Source organism: Paraburkholderia sp. RL17-347-BIC-D (assembly GCF_046027915.1).
Classification (GTDB): Bacteria; Pseudomonadota; Gammaproteobacteria; order Burkholderiales; family Burkholderiaceae; genus Paraburkholderia.
On sequence record NZ_JARESS010000041.1, the window covers coordinates 55,414 to 75,999 of the forward strand.

General features: G+C 62.5%; 20 protein-coding genes. 12 read left to right on the forward strand and 8 right to left on the reverse strand.

Translation table 11 applies throughout. From position 1 onward, the window contains the following. Window positions 1-208: 208 nt before the first annotated feature. From P0D96_RS35990 to P0D96_RS36010, 5 genes are all read right to left on the reverse strand, one after another. Window positions 209-661 (reverse strand): DUF2844 domain-containing protein, encoded by a 453-nt coding sequence (locus tag P0D96_RS35990; protein WP_408318421.1) that lies wholly within the window; start codon window positions 659-661, stop codon window positions 209-211. A gap of 145 nt (window positions 662-806) precedes the next feature. Then, a complete protein-coding gene (locus P0D96_RS35995) occupies window positions 807-2,126 on the reverse strand; it encodes a DUF3443 domain-containing protein (protein WP_408318423.1) in 1,320 nt (439 codons plus the stop codon). A 30-nt stretch (window positions 2,127-2,156) separates the two neighbouring features. Continuing rightward, the gene (locus tag P0D96_RS36000) at window positions 2,157-2,627 is read right to left on the reverse strand and encodes a DUF2844 domain-containing protein (RefSeq protein WP_408318425.1); all 471 of its coding nucleotides are present in this window, start codon (window positions 2,625-2,627) and stop codon (window positions 2,157-2,159) included. Window positions 2,628-3,205: 578 nt separating this feature from the next. Continuing rightward, window positions 3,206-3,529, reverse strand: a complete 324-nt coding sequence (locus P0D96_RS36005) for a rhodanese-like domain-containing protein (RefSeq protein ID WP_064269005.1) — start codon at window positions 3,527-3,529, stop codon at window positions 3,206-3,208. 57 nt (window positions 3,530-3,586) lie between these two features. After that, window positions 3,587-4,240: a protein-L-isoaspartate O-methyltransferase family protein gene (locus P0D96_RS36010; protein ID WP_132375767.1), complete on the reverse strand. Its 654-nt coding sequence runs from the start codon at window positions 4,238-4,240 to the stop codon at window positions 3,587-3,589. Between the two features lie 300 nt (window positions 4,241-4,540). Between P0D96_RS36010 and P0D96_RS36015 the strand changes: the two genes are divergently transcribed. The 6 genes from P0D96_RS36015 to P0D96_RS36040 all read left to right on the forward strand — a co-directional run bounded on the left by P0D96_RS36015 (window position 4,541) and on the right by P0D96_RS36040 (window position 11,481). After that, window positions 4,541-5,620 carry a LacI family DNA-binding transcriptional regulator gene (locus P0D96_RS36015; RefSeq protein ID WP_408179430.1) on the forward strand — a complete coding sequence of 360 codons (1,080 nt, stop codon included), beginning with the start codon at window positions 4,541-4,543 and terminating at the stop codon, window positions 5,618-5,620. 3 nt (window positions 5,621-5,623) lie between these two features. After that, complete coding sequence (locus P0D96_RS36020; protein WP_408318427.1) at window positions 5,624-7,111, forward strand: sugar ABC transporter ATP-binding protein; 1,488 nt, start codon at window positions 5,624-5,626, stop codon at window positions 7,109-7,111. Continuing rightward, a complete protein-coding gene (locus P0D96_RS36025; protein ID WP_408179433.1) occupies window positions 7,092-8,105 on the forward strand; it encodes an ABC transporter permease in 1,014 nt (337 codons plus the stop codon). The genes P0D96_RS36020 and P0D96_RS36025 overlap by 20 nt, the downstream gene beginning before the upstream one ends. Window positions 8,106-8,194: 89 nt before the next feature. Next, window positions 8,195-9,157 (forward strand): substrate-binding domain-containing protein, encoded by a 963-nt coding sequence (locus P0D96_RS36030; protein ID WP_132375760.1) that lies wholly within the window; start codon window positions 8,195-8,197, stop codon window positions 9,155-9,157. Between the two features lie 89 nt (window positions 9,158-9,246). Beyond that, window positions 9,247-10,296: a sugar phosphate isomerase/epimerase family protein gene (locus P0D96_RS36035; protein WP_408283025.1), complete on the forward strand. Its 1,050-nt coding sequence runs from the start codon at window positions 9,247-9,249 to the stop codon at window positions 10,294-10,296. A gap of 30 nt (window positions 10,297-10,326) precedes the next feature. Further along, window positions 10,327-11,481: a Gfo/Idh/MocA family protein gene (locus P0D96_RS36040; protein WP_408318430.1), complete on the forward strand. Its 1,155-nt coding sequence runs from the start codon at window positions 10,327-10,329 to the stop codon at window positions 11,479-11,481. 45 nt (window positions 11,482-11,526) lie between these two features. On the opposite strand, the gene P0D96_RS36045 is transcribed toward P0D96_RS36040, so the two are convergent. The 3 genes from P0D96_RS36045 to P0D96_RS36055 form a co-directional block, all read right to left on the reverse strand. Continuing rightward, window positions 11,527-11,787, reverse strand: coding sequence for a hypothetical protein (locus P0D96_RS36045; protein WP_310700318.1), 261 nt, complete (start codon window positions 11,785-11,787; stop codon window positions 11,527-11,529). A gap of 153 nt (window positions 11,788-11,940) precedes the next feature. After that, entirely contained in the window at window positions 11,941-13,107 is a 1,167-nt protein-coding gene (locus P0D96_RS36050) for an ABC transporter substrate-binding protein (RefSeq protein ID WP_132375754.1), read from the reverse strand. A gap of 34 nt (window positions 13,108-13,141) precedes the next feature. Next, window positions 13,142-14,083, reverse strand: coding sequence for a CysB family HTH-type transcriptional regulator (locus tag P0D96_RS36055; protein WP_132375752.1), 942 nt, complete (start codon window positions 14,081-14,083; stop codon window positions 13,142-13,144). Between the two features lie 235 nt (window positions 14,084-14,318). Between P0D96_RS36055 and P0D96_RS36060 the strand changes: the two genes are divergently transcribed. The 6 genes from P0D96_RS36060 (at window position 14,319) to cobA (ending at window position 20,528) form a co-directional block, all read left to right on the forward strand. Continuing rightward, window positions 14,319-15,998, forward strand: coding sequence for a nitrite/sulfite reductase (locus P0D96_RS36060; RefSeq protein ID WP_342960081.1), 1,680 nt, complete (start codon window positions 14,319-14,321; stop codon window positions 15,996-15,998). A 22-nt stretch (window positions 15,999-16,020) separates the two neighbouring features. Next, complete coding sequence (locus P0D96_RS36065) at window positions 16,021-16,560, forward strand: DUF934 domain-containing protein (protein ID WP_132375751.1); 540 nt, start codon at window positions 16,021-16,023, stop codon at window positions 16,558-16,560. Beyond that, the gene (locus P0D96_RS36070; RefSeq protein WP_408318432.1) at window positions 16,557-17,303 is read left to right on the forward strand and encodes a phosphoadenylyl-sulfate reductase; all 747 of its coding nucleotides are present in this window, start codon (window positions 16,557-16,559) and stop codon (window positions 17,301-17,303) included. The genes P0D96_RS36065 and P0D96_RS36070 overlap by 4 nt, the downstream gene beginning before the upstream one ends. Before the next feature lie 110 nt (window positions 17,304-17,413). Beyond that, window positions 17,414-18,376 carry a sulfate adenylyltransferase subunit CysD gene (gene cysD, locus P0D96_RS36075; RefSeq protein ID WP_132375747.1) on the forward strand — a complete coding sequence of 321 codons (963 nt, stop codon included), beginning with the start codon at window positions 17,414-17,416 and terminating at the stop codon, window positions 18,374-18,376. A gap of 25 nt (window positions 18,377-18,401) precedes the next feature. After that, the gene (locus P0D96_RS36080) at window positions 18,402-19,718 is read left to right on the forward strand and encodes a sulfate adenylyltransferase subunit 1 (RefSeq protein WP_116119209.1); all 1,317 of its coding nucleotides are present in this window, start codon (window positions 18,402-18,404) and stop codon (window positions 19,716-19,718) included. 54 nt (window positions 19,719-19,772) lie between these two features. Then, window positions 19,773-20,528: a uroporphyrinogen-III C-methyltransferase gene (gene cobA / locus P0D96_RS36085; protein ID WP_408318434.1), complete on the forward strand. Its 756-nt coding sequence runs from the start codon at window positions 19,773-19,775 to the stop codon at window positions 20,526-20,528. The last annotated feature ends 58 nt before the right edge of the window (window positions 20,529-20,586 follow it).

A 20,586-nucleotide genomic window follows, 5' to 3' on the forward strand; every position in this document is an offset into this window, starting at 1 on the left:
CCACTCGCGCCCGACGGAGAAGCCGGCGGTATCCCTATCGACCCCGCTGCCGGCTTATCGCTATTCTTCGCCGCATTGGCGCTGCCATCATCGCCACTACCACCGCCGCCACAAGCAGACAGCACCACGCTGGCACCCAGAAGCGCGCAGCAAAGCGTCTTGTTCAAAGTCGTCATGTTTAGTGAGTTGGATAAATCCGCGCGCCGCTTCATTGCAGTTGCTCCACGCGAACGGTGACGGGAACCAGGCGTGGCAGATACGCCTTGCCGAAAAAGCGGCCGGCTCGGCCGGCCGACTCGATATGGAAATCGCCGTTGTGTTCGATCATCGGGCCGACACCGCGCGCACGCTCAGCCGCGGCATTCGTGAAATTGGGAAAGTAGCTGCCGAGCAGCGCGCTCATGTCCGGGCGCACCGGACCTTGCCAGGTGACGGCAAACACCACATTGCTGGGCAGGACGTATTCATGAATCGTGACGCCGCCAGCGCCATACGTCGCGCGCATCGTATAAGGCGTGGTAGCTGCGGGCGTGTCGAGAGAAACCGCCGATCGCAGCAACGACTGCGAGGCCGCGCCCATACCCGGCGCACCGCCCAATGCCGCATAAGAAGCGAGTGGCAACATGCTCGCAATGCCCAGCGCGACTTTCACAAAATTCATCACCATGCTCCAGAAAACAGGTCGGAACATGGTGCCAGCGGGGCTTTATTGGGAGTGCCGGAAAAGTCTCAATGAAAAATCGGAAATGGCTTGAGGAGACGCTGCTGGTGTGCAGCGTCTCCTGGCCCGGCCATGCGGCCAGTCGTCAGAACGCGACGAATGGTCCTGTTAGTTTGCCGACCTTGGCATTGCCAATCACGTTGTAGACATCGCGGCCATAGAAGAACGGCAGTCCCCACAGGAACATGTTGTCTTCACCATTCGAAAAGTACTGGCCGATGTTGATGAACGCTGCATTTCCGCTTGCCATCAGCGTGTTGGCGTTGTCGATCGAAAAGGGCATCTGCAGCGGCGCGTTTGATCCGTTGTTCGGCTCGATCGTCGCGCTCAGATTCAACGAGCTCGCCGGCGTGTACAGGTCGAGAACGGAATATGGAATCGTGTTATCCGGGAACGCGTAGCTGAGGGTGCCGCTATCGATCACGCTTTGGTTGAACACCTGCCCCTTGTACTGAGTCGTGAACGCACCGTACTTGTCCAACGCAATGACAGTGGCATTTGCCGGCAAGGTATTGTTCTGCTGGGTGCCGACGCCAAACACCAACTGGCCCGTCACGCTTGCCTGGCCAGCGGCCGGCACGGCCGGCAGACGGATGACCATGCCGTTGTTGTCCGTGGCGAATGCGGCGACCGGATTCATAACCTCTTTGCTAGCGAGCATGCGCGTGCTGACGCAGCTATTTTGCGAAGGGCAATAGTAGTAAAGACCGGGCACCGCCTTGGTCAGGGCATCCAGGGAATCGCCCGTGAAGTTGTCGATGCCGAGAATGCCGCTCACTCCCATCACGTCAAGGGATCTGCCCAGGTCGCCGCCGTTGTGCGCAATGCAGTCGGGCGGCGTGGAGAAAGCGCCATCGGAAACCACCTGGATCGGAATATTGCTCGCTGTCTTGCTGCCGATCGTGATATCGGCGCGCTTGACCGAACCCCACGTATAGCCCGATGCGAACGGCGCGCACTCGGCAATCGGCGCCGAGCCGACCTTGTCGTCTACCGCCCCGGCCTGGGTAAGCAGCAGAGGGGCCAGCGTGGGTATCGCGCGGGCTGAAATGCGCACGCCGGTCGAGCCGGTGTCCACCAGCATGTTGTCGACGGTCACGCACTGGGGCGCGCCTTGTGTGCCCGGCACGCAAACCTTGATTGACGCGAGAAGCCGGTTGACGTTGCCCGTCGACTTATCGACGCGGACCGGCACGGTGTTCTCGCCGGTAGCAGGAGTGGATGAATTGGTCGAGCTACCGGAATCGCCGGAACCACCCGGCGGCGGGATCCAGTCTGGCGTGGCGTTCCAGCCGACGGAGTTGCCGCTCTGGTTGCCGCTCGAGCCTCCGCCACCGCCGCATGCGGAAAGCGCGATGCCCGCAATGGCCGCGGCGACCCATAGCGTCTTTTTCAATGTCTTCATGTTCCGTTTTCTCATCGCTCGACGCAGGCCTTATTTCAGATCGCCAGGCCGCACGCCGGCGGGCATCAGGCGCGGCAGCCACGCCATGCCGCTGAAGCGTCCCATGCGGCCGGCGGACTCGATGCGAAAGTCGTCGTTGCCGTCGATAAGCGGCCCTGTACCGGCTGTATGGCTCTGCCCGGCGTTCACGAAGTTGGGAAAGTAGCTGCCGAGCAGCGCCGTCATGTCCGGACGGATCGGTCCGTTCCACTTGACCGCGAACACGACGTTCTGAAGCAGCACGTATTCGCGGATGGTGACGCCGTTGGCGTCGACCGACTGGCGCATGGAGTAGGGCGCTGCGTTCGCGGGTTGAGCCGCGGGCGTCGCGGCGGCGGATTGCGGCGTGGCGCGCAGCAGGGTCGCCGACGATGCGCCTGTGGACGGCGCACGGCCCAGGGTTGCATGCGACGCGAGCGGCAACAAGGTTGCGGCCAGCATCGCGATCTTCAAAAATCTCATCACATGGCTCCCCAAAAAGGTCGGAAGCATGGTGCCTGTGCGATGCTCAGGAAACCGTATGAAATTTCGGAAGCGAAGGCGAGAAGCGGCGCAACGAAAGCTGGCCGTTAGTGTTCTGCTGAAGGGGCGTGCAGAGGCGCTAGTTGAACTGGGTGCGAGCCGCGCGGCAAGCTTGCGCCAGAGCGTCCGGAGCGAGAAAAGCGCCTGAGAGCCAAAGGACGGAAAGCAGTAAACAAAAGCCAGGAAGAGAAGCGAAGGCCGCAAGCGCACAGCACCTACCGCACGACCCCCATCCGACATCACTTGCCGCCCAACCTTGCCCGCAGCGCCTTTAGCCGCAACACCCGGATGACGCCGAGACTTGCGGCAGCAGTTTGACGCGCGCGAGCGACAACTCTTCGCTGTTGGCGGCGAGCGAAGCGCGTGCGCTTTGCAGTTGCGCGTCGTTGGAGACGGCTTCGTCGTAGAGCTGGCGGAAGCCGACTGCCTGCGCGGCTAGTGTGCGAAGCGCGCGGCAGGCAAACGCCAGAGCGGCCAGGAGGACCGGCGCCTGCTAGCGCGTCATTGCCGCCGGGCGATCAGTAGGTCGGAACGGACGGATCGACCTGACGCGACCACGCGTCGATCCCGCCTTGCAGATTGAAGACGTTGGTATGGCCGCGCGACTCGAGGAACATCGCGACCTGGGCGCTGCGCGCGCCGTGATGGCAGACGCAGACGATTTGCGCGTCGTCGTCGAGTTCTTCGCTGCGCGCGGGAATCTCACGCATCGGAATCAACACTGCGCCGGCGATCGACGCCGTCTGGATTTCCCACGGCTCGCGCACGTCGAGCAGCACGGGCGCGGGACGCGAAGTATCGGCAAGCCATTCGGCGAGCGCCGGAGCGGTCAGATTTTGCATCAGCAGAACATCCAGTTCAGAGGACGGCGGGGGTGCCGCCCGTCCGGAGCGTGTTAATCAGAACTTGAAACGCGACGGCTGCACGGCGTTGATGAGCGGCTCGACATACGTTTCGAACACGTCGGCAATGCGGTATTGCTTCTCGTCGATACGCGTGATGATCTGCGCCTTCATGACCGGCGCGGTGCCGACGAACGCCGCCAGACGGCCGCCGATTTTCAGATGGTCGAGCATTTCCTGCGGCAGCACCGGCAGGCCGCCCGACACGCAGATCACGTCGTACGGCGCTGCGCCGGCCCAGCCGCGTGCGGCGTCGCCGGTGGTGACTTCGGCGTTCAGCACGCCGTTGGCGATCAGGTTGGTTTTCGCCAGTTCCGCCAGTTCCGGTTCGATGTCGACCGTCAGCACGTGCTGTGCGCGGTGCGCGAGCAACGCGGCCATGTAACCCGAACCCGCGCCGATTTCGAGCACGCTTTCGTGTTTCTTCACCGCCAGTTCCTGCAGCACGCGCGCTTCGACACGCGGGGCCAGCATGTGCTGGCCGGCCGGCAGCGGCACTTCGAAGTCGACGAAGGCCAGCTCGCGATACACGGCGGGGACGAAGTTTTCACGCTTGACGATCGAGAGCAGATTCAGCACGTCCTGGTCGAGCACTTCCCAGGGGCGGATCTGCTGTTCGATCATGTTGAAACGCGCTTGCTCGATGTTCATGGTGGGTTCGGCTGTATGGTTTGGCGAGTTTTGCGGGGTTTTGCTGGGTTTGCTATCAGCCACTAACGTCGGCCGCGCAGCGCGACTCGGCGCGCAAGGCCCGTCAGGGTAACTGCGGGATTGTACCAAATGACGGTGCCGATCCGCGCCCTCGCGGGCAGGGCACGACCATCGCCAGGCCGGAGCGTGTCACCAGCCGGATCACGTCGCCCCCCGTGTTAATCCCTAGCGATCTGTCCTTGCGCTTCCGGTGTCTATCGCTCAAAAATGTAATCGATTACATTTTTGAGGCGAGTTCACTTGTCCAGATCGTCGTCCACCAAGGCTCCGTCAGCGGTGTCCGCGGCGCATCCCCAGCCCGGCGTCAAGCCGTTGCGCGGCGCGGCCGATGGCATTTCGATTGCCGGCGTGGCCGAGCAGGCGGGCGTCTCGGTGGCCACGGTGTCGCGCGTGCTGAACGGCCACGAGAACGTGCGGCCCGCCACGCGCGACAAGGTGCTGGCCGCCATCGATGCAAGCGGCTACCGCGTCAACGAACTCGCGCGCAACCTGCGCACCGCCGAGAGCCGGCTGCTGCTGACCATGGTCCCGGACGTGGGCAATCCTTTCTATGCGGAAATCGTGCGCGGCATCGACAGCGTGGCGCGCCAGCACGGCTACTTCATGCTGCTGTGCGACACCGGCGCCGATCCGGGCCGCGAGCGCAGCTATTTCGATCTGCTGCGGCGGCGCCGCGCGGACGGTGCCATCTGTCTCGACCCGGCCACCATCCAGCAGGCGCTCGGCGAGGCCTCCAGCGCGCTGCCGTGGGTCGCGTGCTGCGAGTTCGACCCGGCGATGGGCGTGCCGTACGTGGGCATCGACAACTACCGCGCCGCGGGCGACGCCGTCCGGCATCTGCTCGCGCGCGGCCACCGCCGCATCGGCCTCATCAATTCCGATGTCGATTACCTCTATGCGCGGCAGCGTCAGCAGGGCTATCTGGACGCATTGACCGAAGCGGGCATCACGCCGGACGAACGCTGGCGCATGAACCTGAACAGCCTCGACTATGAAGCGGGCGCGTCGGCCGCGGCCACGCTGATGAATCAGCCGCAGGCGCCGAGCGCGATTTTCGCGGTCTCCGATACGCTCGCGATCGGCGTGATCCACGGCTTGCGCAGCGTCGGCAAGCGCGTGCCGGACGACATCGCGGTGGTCGGCTTCGACGATATCTCGCTCGCCGCGCAGATCGATCCGCCGCTCACCACCATCGCGCAACCCATGCGCGAGCTGGGCGAAACCGCCGCGCGCCTGTTGCTGCAGCGGCTCGCCAATCCGTTGGCGAACGTGCCGGGCGTGCTGCTGCCGCATCGGCTCGTGATTCGCGGGAGCGCCTGAACCATGAGCCTCGCGATCCGTTTCGACGACATCCGCAAAGACTTCGGGCCCGTGCGTGTGCTGCACGGCGTGAGCTTCGAGCTGGCGCCGGGGCGCATCTACGGTCTGCTCGGCGAGAACGGCGCCGGCAAATCCACGCTGATGAAAATCCTCGCCGGCTACGAAACCGCCACCTCGGGCACCTTGCTGGTCGATGGCCGCGCGCATCAGTTCATCGGTTCGCGCGACGCCGAAGCGCAAGGCATCGTGCTGATCCACCAGGAGTTCAATCTCGCCGAGCATCTGACGATCGCGCAGAACATGTATCTCGGTCATGAAAAAAAGCGCGGCTGGTTCGTCGACGACGCCGCGATGAATACCGAGGCCGCGCGTTTTCTTGCGCAAGTCGGTCTGGAAAAAGCGCCAGACAGGAAGGTGCGCGAATTGATCGTCGCGGAAAAGCAGATGGTGGAGATCGCCAAGGCGCTGTCGCGCCGCGCGCGGCTGCTCATCATGGACGAGCCGACGGCCACGCTCACGCCGTCCGAGACCGAGCGCCTCTTCACGCTGATGGCGAAGCTCAAGGCCGACGGCGTGACCATCATCTACATCTCGCACAAGCTGGACGAAGTGGAGCGCATCACCGACGAGGTGATCGTGATGCGCGACGGCCGCTTCGTCGCGCGCGGCGAAACCGCGGGACTCGCGCGCCAGCAGATGGCGAACCTGATGGTCGGGCGCGAGCTGTCGGACATGTTTCCCGAGAAGATCACCGTGTCCGCCGACGCGCCGCTCGCGTTGAAGGTGGACGGGCTCGCCGTGCCGGATTGGGTGGAAGACCTGAGCTTCGACGTGCGCGCCGGCGAAGTGCTCGGTTTCGCGGGACTGGTGGGCGCGGGCCGCACCGAGGCGTTCGAAGCGATCATCGGTTTGCGCAAGCGCACGGCGGGCCGCATTGAAGTTGCCGGCCGTCCCGCCGATCTGAAAAGCCCGCGCGACGCAATGCGCCACGGCATCACGTATCTCAGCGAGGACCGCAAGGGCAAAGGCCTGCACGTGAACCTGAGCCTGCAGGACAACGTCACGCTGATGACGCTCGAACGTTACGCGCATCCGTTGCTCGACATGAAAGCGGGACGCGCCGCGCTGACCAAAGCCGTGAGCGAATTCGGCATCCGCACCGGCGACCTGTCGAGCCGCGCGCGCATGCTATCCGGCGGCAATCAGCAGAAGCTCGCGCTCGCCAAGTTCCTGCAGCCCGACCCGAACGTGATCGTGCTCGACGAGCCGACGCGCGGCGTCGATGTCGGCGCGAAACGCGACATCTATTTTCTGATTCATCGTCTCGCCGCGCAGGGCCGCGCGGTGATCGTCATTTCATCCGAACTGATCGAGCTGATCGGCCTGTGCCACCGCGTCGCCGTGATGCGCGCAGGACGCCTGCAAGCCACGCTCACGCTCGAACATCTGACCGAAGAGGAGTTGATCGCCCATGCGACCGGCACCCACTGAAGCCGTGCAATCCGGCCGCGCGTTGCGCTTCGCGCATCGACTGTATGCGCTCGGGCCGCTCGTCGGACTCATCGCGCTGTGCGTGATCGGCACGCTGCTCAACCGCGATTTCGCCACTGTCGACAACATGATGAACGTGCTCACGCGTACGTCGTTCATCGGGATCATCGCGGTCGGCATGACCTTCGTGATCATTTCGGGCGGCATCGATCTGTCGGTCGGCTCGATGGCGGCGCTGATCGCGGGCAGCATGATCTGGCTGATGAACGGACTCGCGGCGGGCGTCGGCGGACACTCGTTTCCGCCGCTGATGATTCTCACGCTCGGCATCGTGGGCGCGCTGGTGCTCGGCAGCCTGTTCGGCTGTGCGCACGGCTTGCTGATCACCAAAGGGCGCATCGAGCCATTCATCGTCACGCTCGGCACGCTGGGCATCTTTCGCGCGGTGCTCACCTGGCTCGCCGACGGCGGCGCGCTGACGCTCGATAACTCGTTATCCGATCTGTACGGCCCGGTGTATTACGCGAGCCTGTTCGGCGTGCCGGTGCCGATCTGGGTGTTCCTCGTGGTGGCGGCGGGCGGCGCGCTGATTCTCAACCGCACCGCGTTCGGCCGTCACGTGCAGGCGATCGGTTCGAATGAACAGGTCGCGCGTTATGCGGCGATTCGCGTCGATACCGTGAAGATCGTCACGTACGTGCTGCTCGGCATCTGCGTGGGCGTCGCCACCGTGTTGTACGTGCCGCGGCTCGGCTCGGCCACGCCGACGACCGGTTTGCTGTGGGAACTCGAGGCGATCGCCTCGGTGGTGGTCGGCGGCACCGCGCTCAAGGGCGGCGAAGGCCGCGTGATCGGCACGGTGATCGGCGCGATTCTGCTTTCGGTGATCGCGAACATTCTGAATCTGACCAGCATCATCAGCGTGTATCTGAACGCGGCGGTGCAGGGTGTGGTGATTATCTTCGTCGCGTTCGTACAACGTGGACGGCGGTAGCGGTGGCGCTTCAAATTGCGCTTCAAATTTGCAATCACGGTGAGTTGAAAATCGGGGCGCATGAACGCCTCACAAAAGGAGACACAACCATGAAGCAGGTCATTCGAGCGGTCGGCGCCGGCATGCTGGCGTTGGGGATACTGGGCACGGCGAATATTGCGCGTGCCGATGAAAAAGTCATATTGGGCGTTGCGATTCCGACAGCCGATCACGGCTTCACGGGCGGCATCGTCTGGTGGGCGAACAAGGCCAAGACTGATCTGGAGAAGGCGCATCCCGATCTGAAAGTGATCGTCAAGACCGCGGCCGGCGCGCCCGAACAGGCGAACCAGTTGCAGGATCTCGTGACGGTCAACAAGATCAATGCGCTCGTGATCTTCCCGTTCGAATCGGCCTCGCTCACGCAGCCGGTTGCGCAGGTGAAGAAGAAGGGCGTGTACGTGACGGTGGTGGATCGCGGCCTGACCGACACCAGCGCGCAGGATGCGTACGTGGCCGGTGACAACACCGCGTTCGGCAAGATTCCCGCCGAGTATCTGGCGAAAGCGCTCGACGGCAAGGGCGATATCGTTGCACTGCGAGGCATTCCGACGACGCTCGACAACGAACGCTGGACCGCGTTTACCGGTGTGCTGAAGGCGTATCCGAACATCAAGATCCTCGACGCCAAGTACGCGAACTGGAATCGTGACGACGCCTTCAAGGTCATGCAGGATTACCTGACGCGCTTCAAGCATATCGACGCCGTCTGGGCCGCGGACGACGACATGGCCGTCGGCGTGATCAAGGCGATCGAGCAGGCCAAGCGCACGGACATCAAGATCGTGTTCGGCGGCGCGGGGTCGAAGGGCATGGTGAAGAATGTGATGGACGGCGCGCCGATGATCAAGGCCGACGTGTCGTACTCGCCGAAGTTCATCTACGACGCCATCAAGCTCACCGCCGAAGCGCGTCTGAAGGGCGAGAAGCTGCCGGCCACCACGATCATTCCGTCGGTGCTGATCACGAAGGAAAACGCGCAGCAGTTCTATTTCCCGGACTCGCCGTTCTGACCTGAGCATCCGGGGCGCGCCACCGGGCCTGAGCCGGACTTTCTGCGGCAGCGGCACGGCGAGCGCGCCCTCGTTCGAGGAACCGTACGATGAAAACCATCAAAGGGCCGGCGATCTTTCTCGCCCAGTTCATGGGCGACGAGGTGCCGTTCGACAACCTCGCGCATCTTGCCGAGTGGGCTGCGGGTCTTGGCTTCAAGGGGATTCAGGTGCCGTGCGACAGCCGCCTGATCGATCTCGAACAGGCGGCGGCGAGTCAGACGTATTGCGACGAGTTGCGCGAGGTCGCGGACGACGCGGGCGTGACGATCACCGAACTCTCGACGCATCTGCAAGGGCAACTCGTCGCCGTGCATCCGGCCTATGACACCTTGTTTGACGGCTTTGCCGCGCCGCATGTGCGAGGCGATCCGGCCGCGCGCACGCAGTGGGCGATCGACCAGATGAAGCTGGCGGCGAAGGCCTCGCAGCGTTTGGGGTTGAGCACGCACGTGTCGTTTTCCGGCGCGTTGGCGTGGCCGTATCTCTATCCGTGGCCGCAGCGTCCGGCAGGTTTGGTCGAGGCCGCGTTCGATGAACTCGCGCGCCGCTGGACGCCCATTCTCGATGCGTTCGACGCCGCCGGCGTCGACGTGTGCTATGAACTGCATCCCGGTGAGGACCTGCACGACGGCGTGACCTTCGAGCGTTTTCTGGACGCGGTGAAGCAGCATGCGCGCGCCAACATCCTGTACGACCCGAGTCATTTCGTTTTGCAGCAGCTCGACTACCTTGCGTTCATCGACATTTATCACGAGCGCATCAAGGCGTTCCATGTGAAGGACGCGGAGTTTCGTCCGACCGGCAAGCAAGGCGTGTATGGCGGCTACAGCGGCTGGGTCGAACGCGCGGGGCGCTTCAGATCGCTCGGCGATGGGCAGATCGATTTCGGCGCGATCTTCTCGAAGATGGCGCAGTACGATTTCCCCGGCTGGGCGGTGCTCGAATGGGAATGCGCGCTGAAGCATCCACACGATGGCGCACGCGAAGGCGCGGAGTTCATTCGCCGGCACATCATCCGAGTGGCCGAGCATGCATTCGATGATTTCGCCGGCAGCGGCGTCGACGCCGCGCAGTTAAAGCGCGTGCTCGGCATCTGACGGCGAGCGATCGCAAAAGGAGTGAGGGTGATGCCACAACGAAGGCTCAGGCTGGGCATGGTCGGCGGCGGACAGGGCGCGTTCATCGGCGCGGTGCATCGGATCGCGGCACGGCTCGACGACCGTTTCGAACTGGTTGCGGGCGCGCTGTCGTCCGATCCGCAGCGCGCGCAAGCGAGTGCCGATGAGGCCGGGATTGCGCGCAGCTATTCGGACTGGCGCGAGATGGCGCGCGCCGAGGCCGCGCGCGACGACGGCATCGACGCGGTGGCGATCGTCACGCCGAATCATCTGCACGCGCCGGTCGCGACGGCGTTTCTCGAAGCCGGTATTCACATTGTGTGCGACAAGCCGCTGGCGATCTCGCTGGCGGAAGGCGAGGCGCTGGCGAAGCTGGCTCGCGAGAAGAACAGGTTGTTTGCATTGACGCATACGTACTCCGGCTATCCGCTGGTGCGTCATGCCCGCGAGTTGATCGAAAGCGGCGAGTTGGGCGAGATACGCGTCGTGCAGGTCGAATACGCGCAGGACTGGCTGGCGGAGCCGATCGAAACGAGCGGCACGAACAAGCAGGCGGGCTGGCGCACGGATCCTGCGTTAGCGGGCCCGGCCGGATGTCTCGGCGATATCGGCACGCATGCGTATCACCTTGCTGCGTTCGTCACGGGTATGACGCCAAATGCGCTCGCGGCGGAAGTGCATACCTTTGTGCCGGGCCGCCGCATCGACGATCATGTGCAGGCGATGCTGCGTTATCCGAATGGCGCGCGCGGCATGCTATGGGCGAGCCAGGTGGCGAGCGGCGCGGAAAACGCCTTGCGTTTGCGGGTGTATGGGACGAAAGCTAGTCTGACCTTCGATCAGGAGCATCCCAATGAATTGTGGTTCACGCCATTGGGTGGTTCGGCTGTGCGCCTGACACGAGGGCGCGTGACGAGCGCGATTGCGGCCCATGCGACCCGCGTGCCGTCGGGACATCCTGAAGGTTATCTGGAGGCGTTTGCCCAGTTGTACAAAGACGCGGCGTTGCAGATCGAAGCGTTGGATGCGGGGTGCGCGTTGCCCGCCGAAAGCCTGTTGCTCACGACGGTGGAGGACGGTGTGGCGGGGCTGCGGTTTATCGACGCCATGCTCGCGAGCAGCGCGGCGGATGGGCAGTGGCGCGAGATAGCGCGTAGCGCTTGAGGCGGCTGTATGTCGTGGCGGGGAGAGTGGGATTCGCCGCGTCGCTCAACCGCCCTTGCTCTTCTTGAGTTGCTCTTCGAACGCGATATCGAGCTTGCTCGCTTTGCGTGGCTTCGGCGGCCCGAAAGCGTCGACGAATTTGACGAAGTCGTCGAGCGTCAGCGGATCGGAGACCTTCTTGTCCGTGCCGCTCGATTTGTCGACCAGGTAAAACAGGCCGCCGGACAGGCTGATCGCGGCGAACTGCGGATTGCCGCTGCGGGTTTTCAACCGCTCGACGGCGTGGATGGCTCGGGTGGTGCGCATGGTGGGGGAAACGGCTAATTGAAGCTATCCACTTTAACAGTAATACGCCGCGCGCCTGACTGTCGGCGTTCGAACTGATCAGAACCAGTAAGGAGGTTCACCCCGAACAAAACATCGGGAAGAACGACGAACGCCGAATGTGGGCGAGTTGGCTTACTGGCTCAAATAAACGAACTTGCCGTTCTTGATAGTGCCCATCACGCTCGCGCGCTGATCCAGCCCCACGTGATCCTTCGGGCTCGTGTTGACCACGCCGTTCGGCACGACCAACTCATGCGCATGCTCCAGTTCGTCACGCAGCGCGGCTCGGAAGGCCGGCGTGCCTGGCTGCGCCGTCTTCAGCGCGCGCGCCACGGCGTCCTGCAAGCGCGGGTACACGCCGGCTGCATCGCCCGCGAACTGCGTCACGCTGCCCGCGCCGTACTTCGCTTCATATTCGTTCGTAAAGGCGAGCGCCGCCTTCTTCGCCGGATGATCGGCCGGCAGCGTGCGCGCCACCACGACCGGCTGGGTCGGGAACAGCGTGCCTTCCACGTCCTTGCCGCCCAGCTTGATGAACTCCGGCGTGGCGATGCCGTGCGTCTGGTAGATCGGGCCTTTGAAGCCGCGCTCGATCAGCGTGCGTTGCGGCAGCACGGTCGGCGTGCCGGCGCCGGCGATCAGGATCGCGTCGGGCTTGGCGGCCATCAGCTTCAGAATCTGGCCGGTGACGCTCGCGTCGGTGCGGTTATACCGCTCGGTGGCGACCAGTTGAATATGGCGCAGCGCCGCGAACTTGCTGAATTCGTTGAGCCAGCTTTCGCCGTAGCCGTCCGCGAAACCGATGAAGCCCACCGTCTTCACGTTGTGGTTCGACATGTAGCGCGTCATCACGTCGGCCATTGCGCTGTCGGTCTGCGCCATCTTGTAGGCCCACACCTTCTTGCCTTCCTGCGGCTCGACCACGCTGGCCGAGCCGATCAGCGTGATCATCGGCGTCTGGCTCTCGGCGACCGGATCGAGCGCGGCCATTGCGGCCGGCGTGATGTTCGGGCCGACGATCACGTCCACGTGGTCTTCGTTGATCAGCTTGCGGATGTTGCGCACGGCGGCGCCGGGGTCGGAGGCGTCGTCGAGGAAGATGTAGTCGGCTTTCTGGCCGGCGATCGTGGCGGGCCACATCAGCATCGCGTTCTTGCTGGTGATGCCGATCACGGCCGCGGGACCGGTGCTCGACAGATCGATGCCGACCTTGATATCGGCGTGTGCAGCGGTGGCGAGCAGGAGCGCGCCAAAACCAAAAGCGGCGAGGCCGCTGAATTTTTTCTTATACGACGTCATCGAGAGGTCTCCGTAGCAAGAAGCGATGGTGATATCAAAGTTCGTAGGTTTCGTGTTCGCCCTTGAGCGCCTGTTCGATCAGCTTGCGGTTCATGCTCGGCGACAGCAGTTCGACGAGCGTATACACATAGCTGCGCAAATAGGCGCCCTGTTTCAGCGCGACCCGCGTCACGTTGCTGCCGAACAGGTGGCCGACCGGCATGGCGCGCAAATGGCGGTCGCGCTCGGCGTTGAACGCGATATCCGCCATGATGCCGACGCCCAGGCCCAATTCCACATAGGTCTTGATCACGTCGGCGTCGATCGCTTCCAGCACGATGTCCGGATGCAGCCCGCGCAGGCGGAACGCCTCGTTGATCTTGGTGCGGCCGGCGAACGCGTTGTCGTAAGTGATCAGCGGATACTGGGTCAGATCATCCAGCGACAAAAGTTTGCGGTCGAGCAGCGGATGATCCGGTTGCATCACCGCAACGTGGTGCCACTGGAAGCACGGCAGCGAAACCAGTTCCTTATAGTTGGAGATCGCCTCGGTGGCGATGCAGAGGTCGGCCTGATCGTGCAGCACCATTTCGGCGACCTGAGTCGGGCTGCCTTGCAGAATCGAAAGGTGAACCTTGGGAAAGCGCTTCTTGAATTCGGCGATGGCGGCCGGCAGCGAGTAGCGCGCCTGCGTGTGGGTGGCGGCGATCACCAGATTGCCCTGATCCTGCGCCGCGTAATCTTTACCGACCCGCTTCAGGCTCTCAACCTCCTGCAGAATCTTCTCGACCGACTGCAGAATGATGCGTCCCGGCTCGGTCAGCGAGCGCACGCGTTTGCCGTGTCGTGTGAAGATTTCCACGCCCAGCTCGTCTTCCAGCTCGATGATCGCCTTGGAAACGCCCGGCTGGCTTGTAAACAGGGCTTTGGCCGCTTCCGTCAGGTTGAAGTTCTGCCGCACAGCCTCGCGGACGAAGCGGAATTGGTGCAGGTTCATATATAACCTCTCCGCATATCAAAAGAATTTTTTAGTCGTTTGAAATATAAGGCGAGTTTATTACGATCTGTCCATCTTTTTCAATATGGATATCTGTATTTGTCATAAGCAAATGAGCGATGGGTCTAAACGTTCATAAGCAGAGGGTGACAAACGGAGGTATCCAAGGCGCGGTGAAACCGGGTAGCCGGCCCCCGGATCGCCGTGTATCACTGCAAAAAATTGGGGTCCCCGAATGTACCAATACGATCAGTACGACCAGACCATCGTCGATGAACGGGTCGCGCAGTATGCCGATCAGGTTCGCCGCCGCTTGTCGGGCGAATTGAGCGAAGAGGAGTTTCGTCCGCTGCGCCTGCAGAACGGCCTGTACTACCAGCGCCACGCGTACATGCACCGCATTGCGATTCCGTACGGCAACCTGCGTAGCGACCAGATGCGCGTGCTCGCACAGATCGCGCGTGAACACGACCGCGGCTACGGCCATTTCTCGACGCGCTCGAACATCCAGTACAACTGGATCAAGCTCGAAGAAACGCCGGAAATTCTGCGCAAGCTCGCGGCGGTGCAGATGCACGGCATTCAGACCTCGGGCAACTGTATCCGCAACATCACGGCCGACCAGTTCGCCGGCGTGGCGCCGGATGAAGTGGTCGATCCGCGTCCGTGGGCCGAAATCCTGCGTCAATGGTCGACGTTCCACCCGGAATTCGCGTGGCTGCCGCGCAAGTTCAAGATCGCCGTGTCGGGTTCGAAGGAAGACCGCGCTGCCGTGCAGATTCACGACATGGGCGTGTATCTGAGGAAGAACGAGCAGGGCGAGCTTGTGGCCGACATTCTGGCCGGCGGCGGCATGGGCCGTACGCCGATCATCGGCGCGATCATCCGCAAAGATTTGCCTTGGCAACATCTGCTGACGTACTGCGAAGCCGTGCTGCGCGTGTACAACCGCTATGGCCGCCGCGACAACATGTACAAGGCGCGCATCAAGATTCTCGTGAAGGCGTTGAGCCCGGAGAAATTCTCGGCGCAAGTCGAAGAAGAATGGCAACACCTGAAGGACGGTCCTTCGACGCTCACGCAAGCCGAAGTGGATCGCGTGTCGCAGTACTTCCAGCCCCCGGTGTACGAAAAGCTCGCCGACACGGACGCTTCGTTCGAAAAGCATCTGCTGGAAAACCGTGCGTTTGCCCGTTGGGTCGAGCGTAACGTGCGTCCGCATAAGGTGTCGGGCTATTCGTCGGTCACCTTGTCTTTGAAGCCGACCACGATCGCTCCCGGCGACGCAACGGATGCGCAGATGGAAGCGGTCGCCGATTGGGCCGACGAGTACTCGCTCGGCGAAATCCGCGTATCGCACGAACAGAACCTGATCCTCGCCAACGTGAAGAAGCGCGACCTGTTCGCGCTGTGGGAAAAGGCCAAGGCGCAAGGTTTCGCGACGCCGAATATCGGCTTGCTGACCGACATCATCGCGTGCCCGGGCGGCGACTTCTGCTCGCTGGCGAATGCGAAGTCGATTCCGATCGCACTGGCCATTCAGGAACGCTTCAACGATCTGGACTACGTGTACGACCTCGGCGACGTATCGCTGAACATCTCGGGCTGTATCAACGCGTGCGGTCACCACCACGTCGGCAACATCGGCATTCTGGGCGTCGATAAGGACGGCTCGGAGTGGTATCAGGTGACACTCGGCGGCGAGCAGGGCACGGGCGCCACCGGCGCGCATCTCGGCCGCGTGATCGGCCCGTCGTTCTCGGCGGAAGAAATGCCGGACGTGATGAGCAAGGTGATCGATACGTTCGTGGAAAACCGCCACGAAGGCGAGCGCTTCATCGAAACGTACAACCGCATCGGCATCACCCCGTTCAAGGAACGTGTGTACGCCTCGCGTCAACCGGCTCACGCGTAACCGCGAAAAGGATACTGAACAGATGGCTTCTATCATCAAGAATCGCGCGATCGTCAACGATGACTGGACGGTCGTGCGCCCGGCGGAAGATGGCTCGCTGCCCGCGGTGAACGAATTGCCCGCAGGCAAGGTGCTGGTGCCGCTCGCGTTGTGGCAGGCTTCCCGCGACGCATTGATCGCTTCACGCGGTGCCGCTGAAATCGGCGTGTGGCTCGCGGCGGATAGCGAACCGGCGGATATCGTCGCCGACTTCGACAAGATCGCGCTGATCGGCGTGGACTTCCCGGTGTTCCGCGACGGCCGCGGCTATAGCATCGGCCGCCTGCTGCGCGAGCGTTATGGCTACAAGGGCGAACTGCGCGCGATCGGCGACGTGCTGCGCGATCAACTCGCGTTCATGTTCCGTTGCGGTTTCGACGCATACGCGTTGCGCGCCGACAAAGACTTCGACGACGCGCTCAAAGCCTTCGACGAATTCAGCTTCAACTATCAGGGCGCGGTGAACTCGTCGCCGCTGTTCCGCCGCCGTGAAGCGGGCGAACTGGCCAAGGCATCGGCATGAGCGAAGTTCAAGCCCTCACGCCGGAACTTGCTGCGAAGGTCGAGCGCCTCGATGCGCTGCTCGATTCGATCGCCGTGCGCCATGAAAATGTGAAACTCGCCAGCAGCCTCGCGGCGGAAGACATGCTGCTCACGCATGCGATCCTCTCGCGTGGCGTGAAGATCGGCATCTTCTCGCTGAACACCGGCCGTTTGCATGCAGAAACGCTGGGCATGCTCGATCGCGTGAAAGAACGTTACGGCTATGACATCGAACAGTTTCATCCGCAAGCTGCCGCGGTCGACGAATACATCGGCTCGCATGGTCTGAACGCGTTCTATGAAAGCGTCGATCTGCGCAAGCGCTGCTGCGAAATCCGCAAGGTCGAACCGTTGAATCGCGCGCTGTCGGATGTCAGCGCATGGGTCACGGGCCAGCGTCGCGAGCAGTCGGTGACGCGTGCCGAACTGCATGCGGAAGAGCACGACGCCGCGCGCAATATCGCCAAGTTCAATCCGCTGACCGACTGGACCGAGGCCGAAGTGTGGGCTTACCTGAAAGCGTTCGACGTGCCGGTCAATCCGCTGCATGCGCGCGGCTATCCGAGCATCGGCTGCGAGCCTTGTACGCGCGCCGTGCGTCCCGGTGAAGATAGCCGGGCAGGGCGCTGGTGGTGGGAGTCGCGCGATACGAAGGAATGCGGACTGCACATCACGACGATTACGCCGATCGCGGTGGACCGCAACGCAAACGCTCAGGCCTGAAGGTTGAGTGAGCGGGCCTTGGTTTTTAGCCCGAACGCCGCACATACCGATTTGAATACCTCCGCGACGCGAGCAACCGCTTGCGACGCGAACCAACGAAGGACCCAAACATGAGCACCACGCTCGATTCCACTGTGAACGCACCGCTCGCCAACACGGCAAACCGTATGGATCACCTCGACTGGCTCGAAGCCGAGTCGATTCACATCCTGCGCGAACTGGTCGCCGAATGCAGCAAGCCCGCGCTGCTGTTTTCGGGCGGCAAGGATTCGGTCGTGGTGCTGCACCTCGCGCTGAAGGCCTTCGGTATCGGCGCGAATCGCAAGACCGTGCTGCCGTTCCCGCTCGTGCATATCGACACGGGCCACAACTACGAAGAAGTGATCGACTTCCGCGATCGTCGTGCGGAAGAGATCGGTGCTGAACTGGTGGTCGGTCATGTGGAAGATTCGATCAAGCGCGGCACGGTGCGTCTGCGTCGTGAAACGGATTCGCGCAACGCCGCGCAAGCCGTGACGCTGCTCGAAACCATCGAACAGTACGGCTATACCGCGCTGATCGGCGGCGCGCGCCGCGATGAAGAAAAGGCCCGTGCGAAGGAACGGATCTTCTCGTTCCGCGACGAGTTCGGTCAATGGGATCCGAAGGCACAGCGCCCGGAACTGTGGAGCCTGTATAACGCGCGTCTGCATAACGGCGAACACCTGCGCGTGTTCCCGATCTCGAACTGGACCGAACTCGACGTGTGGCAGTACATCGCTCGCGAACAGCTCGAACTGCCGTCGATCTATTACGCGCATCAACGCGAGATCGTGCGCCGCAATGGCTTGCTCGTGCCGGTTACGCCGATCACGCCGATGCGTGAAGGCGAAACCAGCGAAACGGCGCTGGTGCGTTTCCGCACCGTGGGCGATATCAGCTGCACGTGCCCGGTGGAAAGCGATGCGGATGATCTGGAGAAGATCATCGCCGAAACGGCCGTGACCGAAATCACGGAACGCGGCGCGACGCGGATGGACGATCAGGTCTCCGAAGCCGCGATGGAACAGCGTAAGAAGCAAGGTTATTTCTAAGCACACGGACGAGGGTAAGACAATCATGAGCGGTATTCACCAACCAGAAGACCTCGGCGTGCTGCGTTTCATCACTGCGGGCAGCGTCGACGACGGCAAGAGCACGCTGATCGGCCGCCTGCTGTACGACAGCAAGGCTGTGTTGAGCGATCAGCTCTCGGCTCTGTCGCGCGCGAAGAATAAGCGTACCGTCGGCGACGAAATCGATCTGTCGCTGCTGACGGACGGCCTCGAAGCCGAACGCGAGCAAGGCATCACGATCGACGTGGCGTACCGTTACTTCGCTACCGCGAAGCGCAAGTTCATCATCGCCGACACGCCGGGCCACGAGCAGTACACGCGCAACATGGTGACGGGCGCGTCGACCGCGCACGCGGCGATTATTCTGGTCGACGCAACGCGTGTGACGTTTGTGGATGGCGTCGCGCAGCTGCTGCCGCAAACCAAGCGTCATAGCGCGATCGTCAAGCTGCTGGGTTTGCAGCACGCGATCGTCGCGATCAACAAGATGGACCTGGTCGATTACAGCGAGCAGCGTTTCAATGAGATTCGTGACGCGTATGTCGAACTTGCGCGTCAACTGGGCTTGAGCGATGTGCGCTTCGTGCCGGTGTCGGCACTCAAGGGCGATAACATCGTGACGGCGAGCGAAAGCATGCCGTGGTACGCGGGCGAGCCGCTGCTCGACCTGCTCGAAGCGTTGCCGGTGGAAGTGCCGACGGGCCAGGCGCTGCGTTTCCCGGTGCAGTGGGTGGCGCGTCAGGACGGCAGCCAGGCTGATGACTTCCGCGGCTACATGGGCCGTGTCGAAGCCGGCGAAGTGAAGCTCGGCGATACGATCGTTGTGTTGCCGGCCAATCGCGAAGCGACGGTTGCCGAAATCATCGCGCCGGTGCCCGGCGGCACGGCTGCGGTGGATCGCGCATTTGCTGGTCAAACGGTGACGATCCGTTTGGCGGAAGACGTCGACGTGTCGCGCGGCGATACGTTCGTGCTGCGTGAAGCGGCGCCGGAGCCGGCGAAGAAGCTGGAAGCCGACCTGTGCTGGTTCGACGACACGCCGCTGTCGACGCAACGCAAGTATCTGTTGAAGCAGACCACCAACACGGTGTTCGCGCGCATCGGTGCGATCAAGGAAGTGCTCGACGTGCATACGTTGTCGCAAGCGACCGATCGCAAGGACCTGACGATGAACGATATCGGCCGCGTGGCGCTGACGTTGCAGAAGCCGCTGGTGTGCGATGTGTATGACTCGCATCAGGGTACGGGTGCGTTCGTGCTGATCGATGAAGCGACGCATCATACTGTTGCGGCGGGGATGATTCGGGCGTTTTCGGCTTAAGTGCTTGGCACGTCATTGCGTCGTGCTGGCGACCTAACGGACAGGTTTAGGCAAATGGGTAAGGTTTATCTGATCGGCGCAGGGCCGGGTGCTGCGGACCTGATTACGGTGCGTGGCGCGCGGCTGCTCGGTTTGGCCGATGTCGTGCTGCATGATGCGCTGGTGGAGCCGGCTATGTTGGACTATGCGCCTTCGCATGCGCGGCGGATTGCTGTTGGCAAACGCTGTGGGCAGCTGTCGACGGCGCAGCAGTTCATCAATAAGCAGATTGTGGATGCTGCTTTGGAGCATGAGGTTGTCGTGCGGCTCAAGGGTGGGGATCCGATGTTGTTCGGCCGCGCTGATGAGGAAATGCGGGCTTTGGAGGCTGCTGGCATCGAGTATGAGGTCGTGCCTGGGATTACTGCTGCGCTGGCGAGTGCTGCCTCTTTGAAGCGGTCTTTGACGCTTCGCGGTGTGTCGCGCAGTGTGGCGTTGGCTACTTTTAGTCGGGCGCCTGGATCTGATGAGATTCGCGAGCAGGTTAATGCGGATTCTCTTGTGTTCTATATGGGCCGGGATAGTGGGGTTGAGATTGCGCAGCAATTGATCGATGCTGGGCGGTCGGTTGGCACGCCCGTGGCAATTGTTGAGGCTTGTTCTACTGCTCGTGAGCGCATGCTTTCTCTTACTCTCGAAGAGTTGGCCGCTGGCGACGCGCAGAGGTGGGTTGATGCTTCGCAGCCTAGTTTGCTTATGATTGGGGAGGCTTTCGCTGCGCGGCCCGTTAGCGTGGTTCGATCCGCGGATGGGATGTTGGTCGCGGCTTGAGGTTCTTGGTTTTTTGCTCTGCGCTTGTTGGTTGTTGGTCTTAAGGTATTGGCCTTTC

Excerpts from the sequence above, each read along its gene's own strand:
- P0D96_RS35990 (WP_408318421.1), bottom strand. The coding sequence starts at position 661 with ATGAATTTTGTGAAAGTCGCGCTGGGCATTGCGAGCATGTTGCCACTC.
- P0D96_RS35995 (WP_408318423.1), bottom strand. The coding sequence starts at position 2,126 with ATGAAGACATTGAAAAAGACGCTATGGGTCGCCGCGGCCATTGCGGGC.
- P0D96_RS36000 (WP_408318425.1), bottom strand. The coding sequence starts at position 2,627 with ATGAGATTTTTGAAGATCGCGATGCTGGCCGCAACCTTGTTGCCGCTC.
- P0D96_RS36005 (WP_064269005.1), bottom strand. The coding sequence starts at position 3,529 with ATGCAAAATCTGACCGCTCCGGCGCTCGCCGAATGGCTTGCCGATACT.
- P0D96_RS36010 (WP_132375767.1), bottom strand. The coding sequence starts at position 4,240 with ATGAACATCGAGCAAGCGCGTTTCAACATGATCGAACAGCAGATCCGC.
- P0D96_RS36020 (WP_408318427.1), top strand. The coding sequence starts at position 5,624 with ATGAGCCTCGCGATCCGTTTCGACGACATCCGCAAAGACTTCGGGCCC.
- P0D96_RS36025 (WP_408179433.1), top strand. The coding sequence starts at position 7,092 with ATGCGACCGGCACCCACTGAAGCCGTGCAATCCGGCCGCGCGTTGCGC.
- P0D96_RS36030 (WP_132375760.1), top strand. The coding sequence starts at position 8,195 with ATGAAGCAGGTCATTCGAGCGGTCGGCGCCGGCATGCTGGCGTTGGGG.
- P0D96_RS36035 (WP_408283025.1), top strand. The coding sequence starts at position 9,247 with ATGAAAACCATCAAAGGGCCGGCGATCTTTCTCGCCCAGTTCATGGGC.
- P0D96_RS36040 (WP_408318430.1), top strand. The coding sequence starts at position 10,327 with ATGCCACAACGAAGGCTCAGGCTGGGCATGGTCGGCGGCGGACAGGGC.
- P0D96_RS36045 (WP_310700318.1), bottom strand. The coding sequence starts at position 11,787 with ATGCGCACCACCCGAGCCATCCACGCCGTCGAGCGGTTGAAAACCCGC.
- P0D96_RS36050 (WP_132375754.1), bottom strand. The coding sequence starts at position 13,107 with ATGACGTCGTATAAGAAAAAATTCAGCGGCCTCGCCGCTTTTGGTTTT.
- P0D96_RS36055 (WP_132375752.1), bottom strand. The coding sequence starts at position 14,083 with ATGAACCTGCACCAATTCCGCTTCGTCCGCGAGGCTGTGCGGCAGAAC.
- P0D96_RS36060 (WP_342960081.1), top strand. The coding sequence starts at position 14,319 with ATGTACCAATACGATCAGTACGACCAGACCATCGTCGATGAACGGGTC.
- P0D96_RS36065 (WP_132375751.1), top strand. The coding sequence starts at position 16,021 with ATGGCTTCTATCATCAAGAATCGCGCGATCGTCAACGATGACTGGACG.
- P0D96_RS36070 (WP_408318432.1), top strand. The coding sequence starts at position 16,557 with ATGAGCGAAGTTCAAGCCCTCACGCCGGAACTTGCTGCGAAGGTCGAG.
- cysD (WP_132375747.1), top strand. The coding sequence starts at position 17,414 with ATGAGCACCACGCTCGATTCCACTGTGAACGCACCGCTCGCCAACACG.
- P0D96_RS36080 (WP_116119209.1), top strand. The coding sequence starts at position 18,402 with ATGAGCGGTATTCACCAACCAGAAGACCTCGGCGTGCTGCGTTTCATC.
- cobA (WP_408318434.1), top strand. The coding sequence starts at position 19,773 with ATGGGTAAGGTTTATCTGATCGGCGCAGGGCCGGGTGCTGCGGACCTG.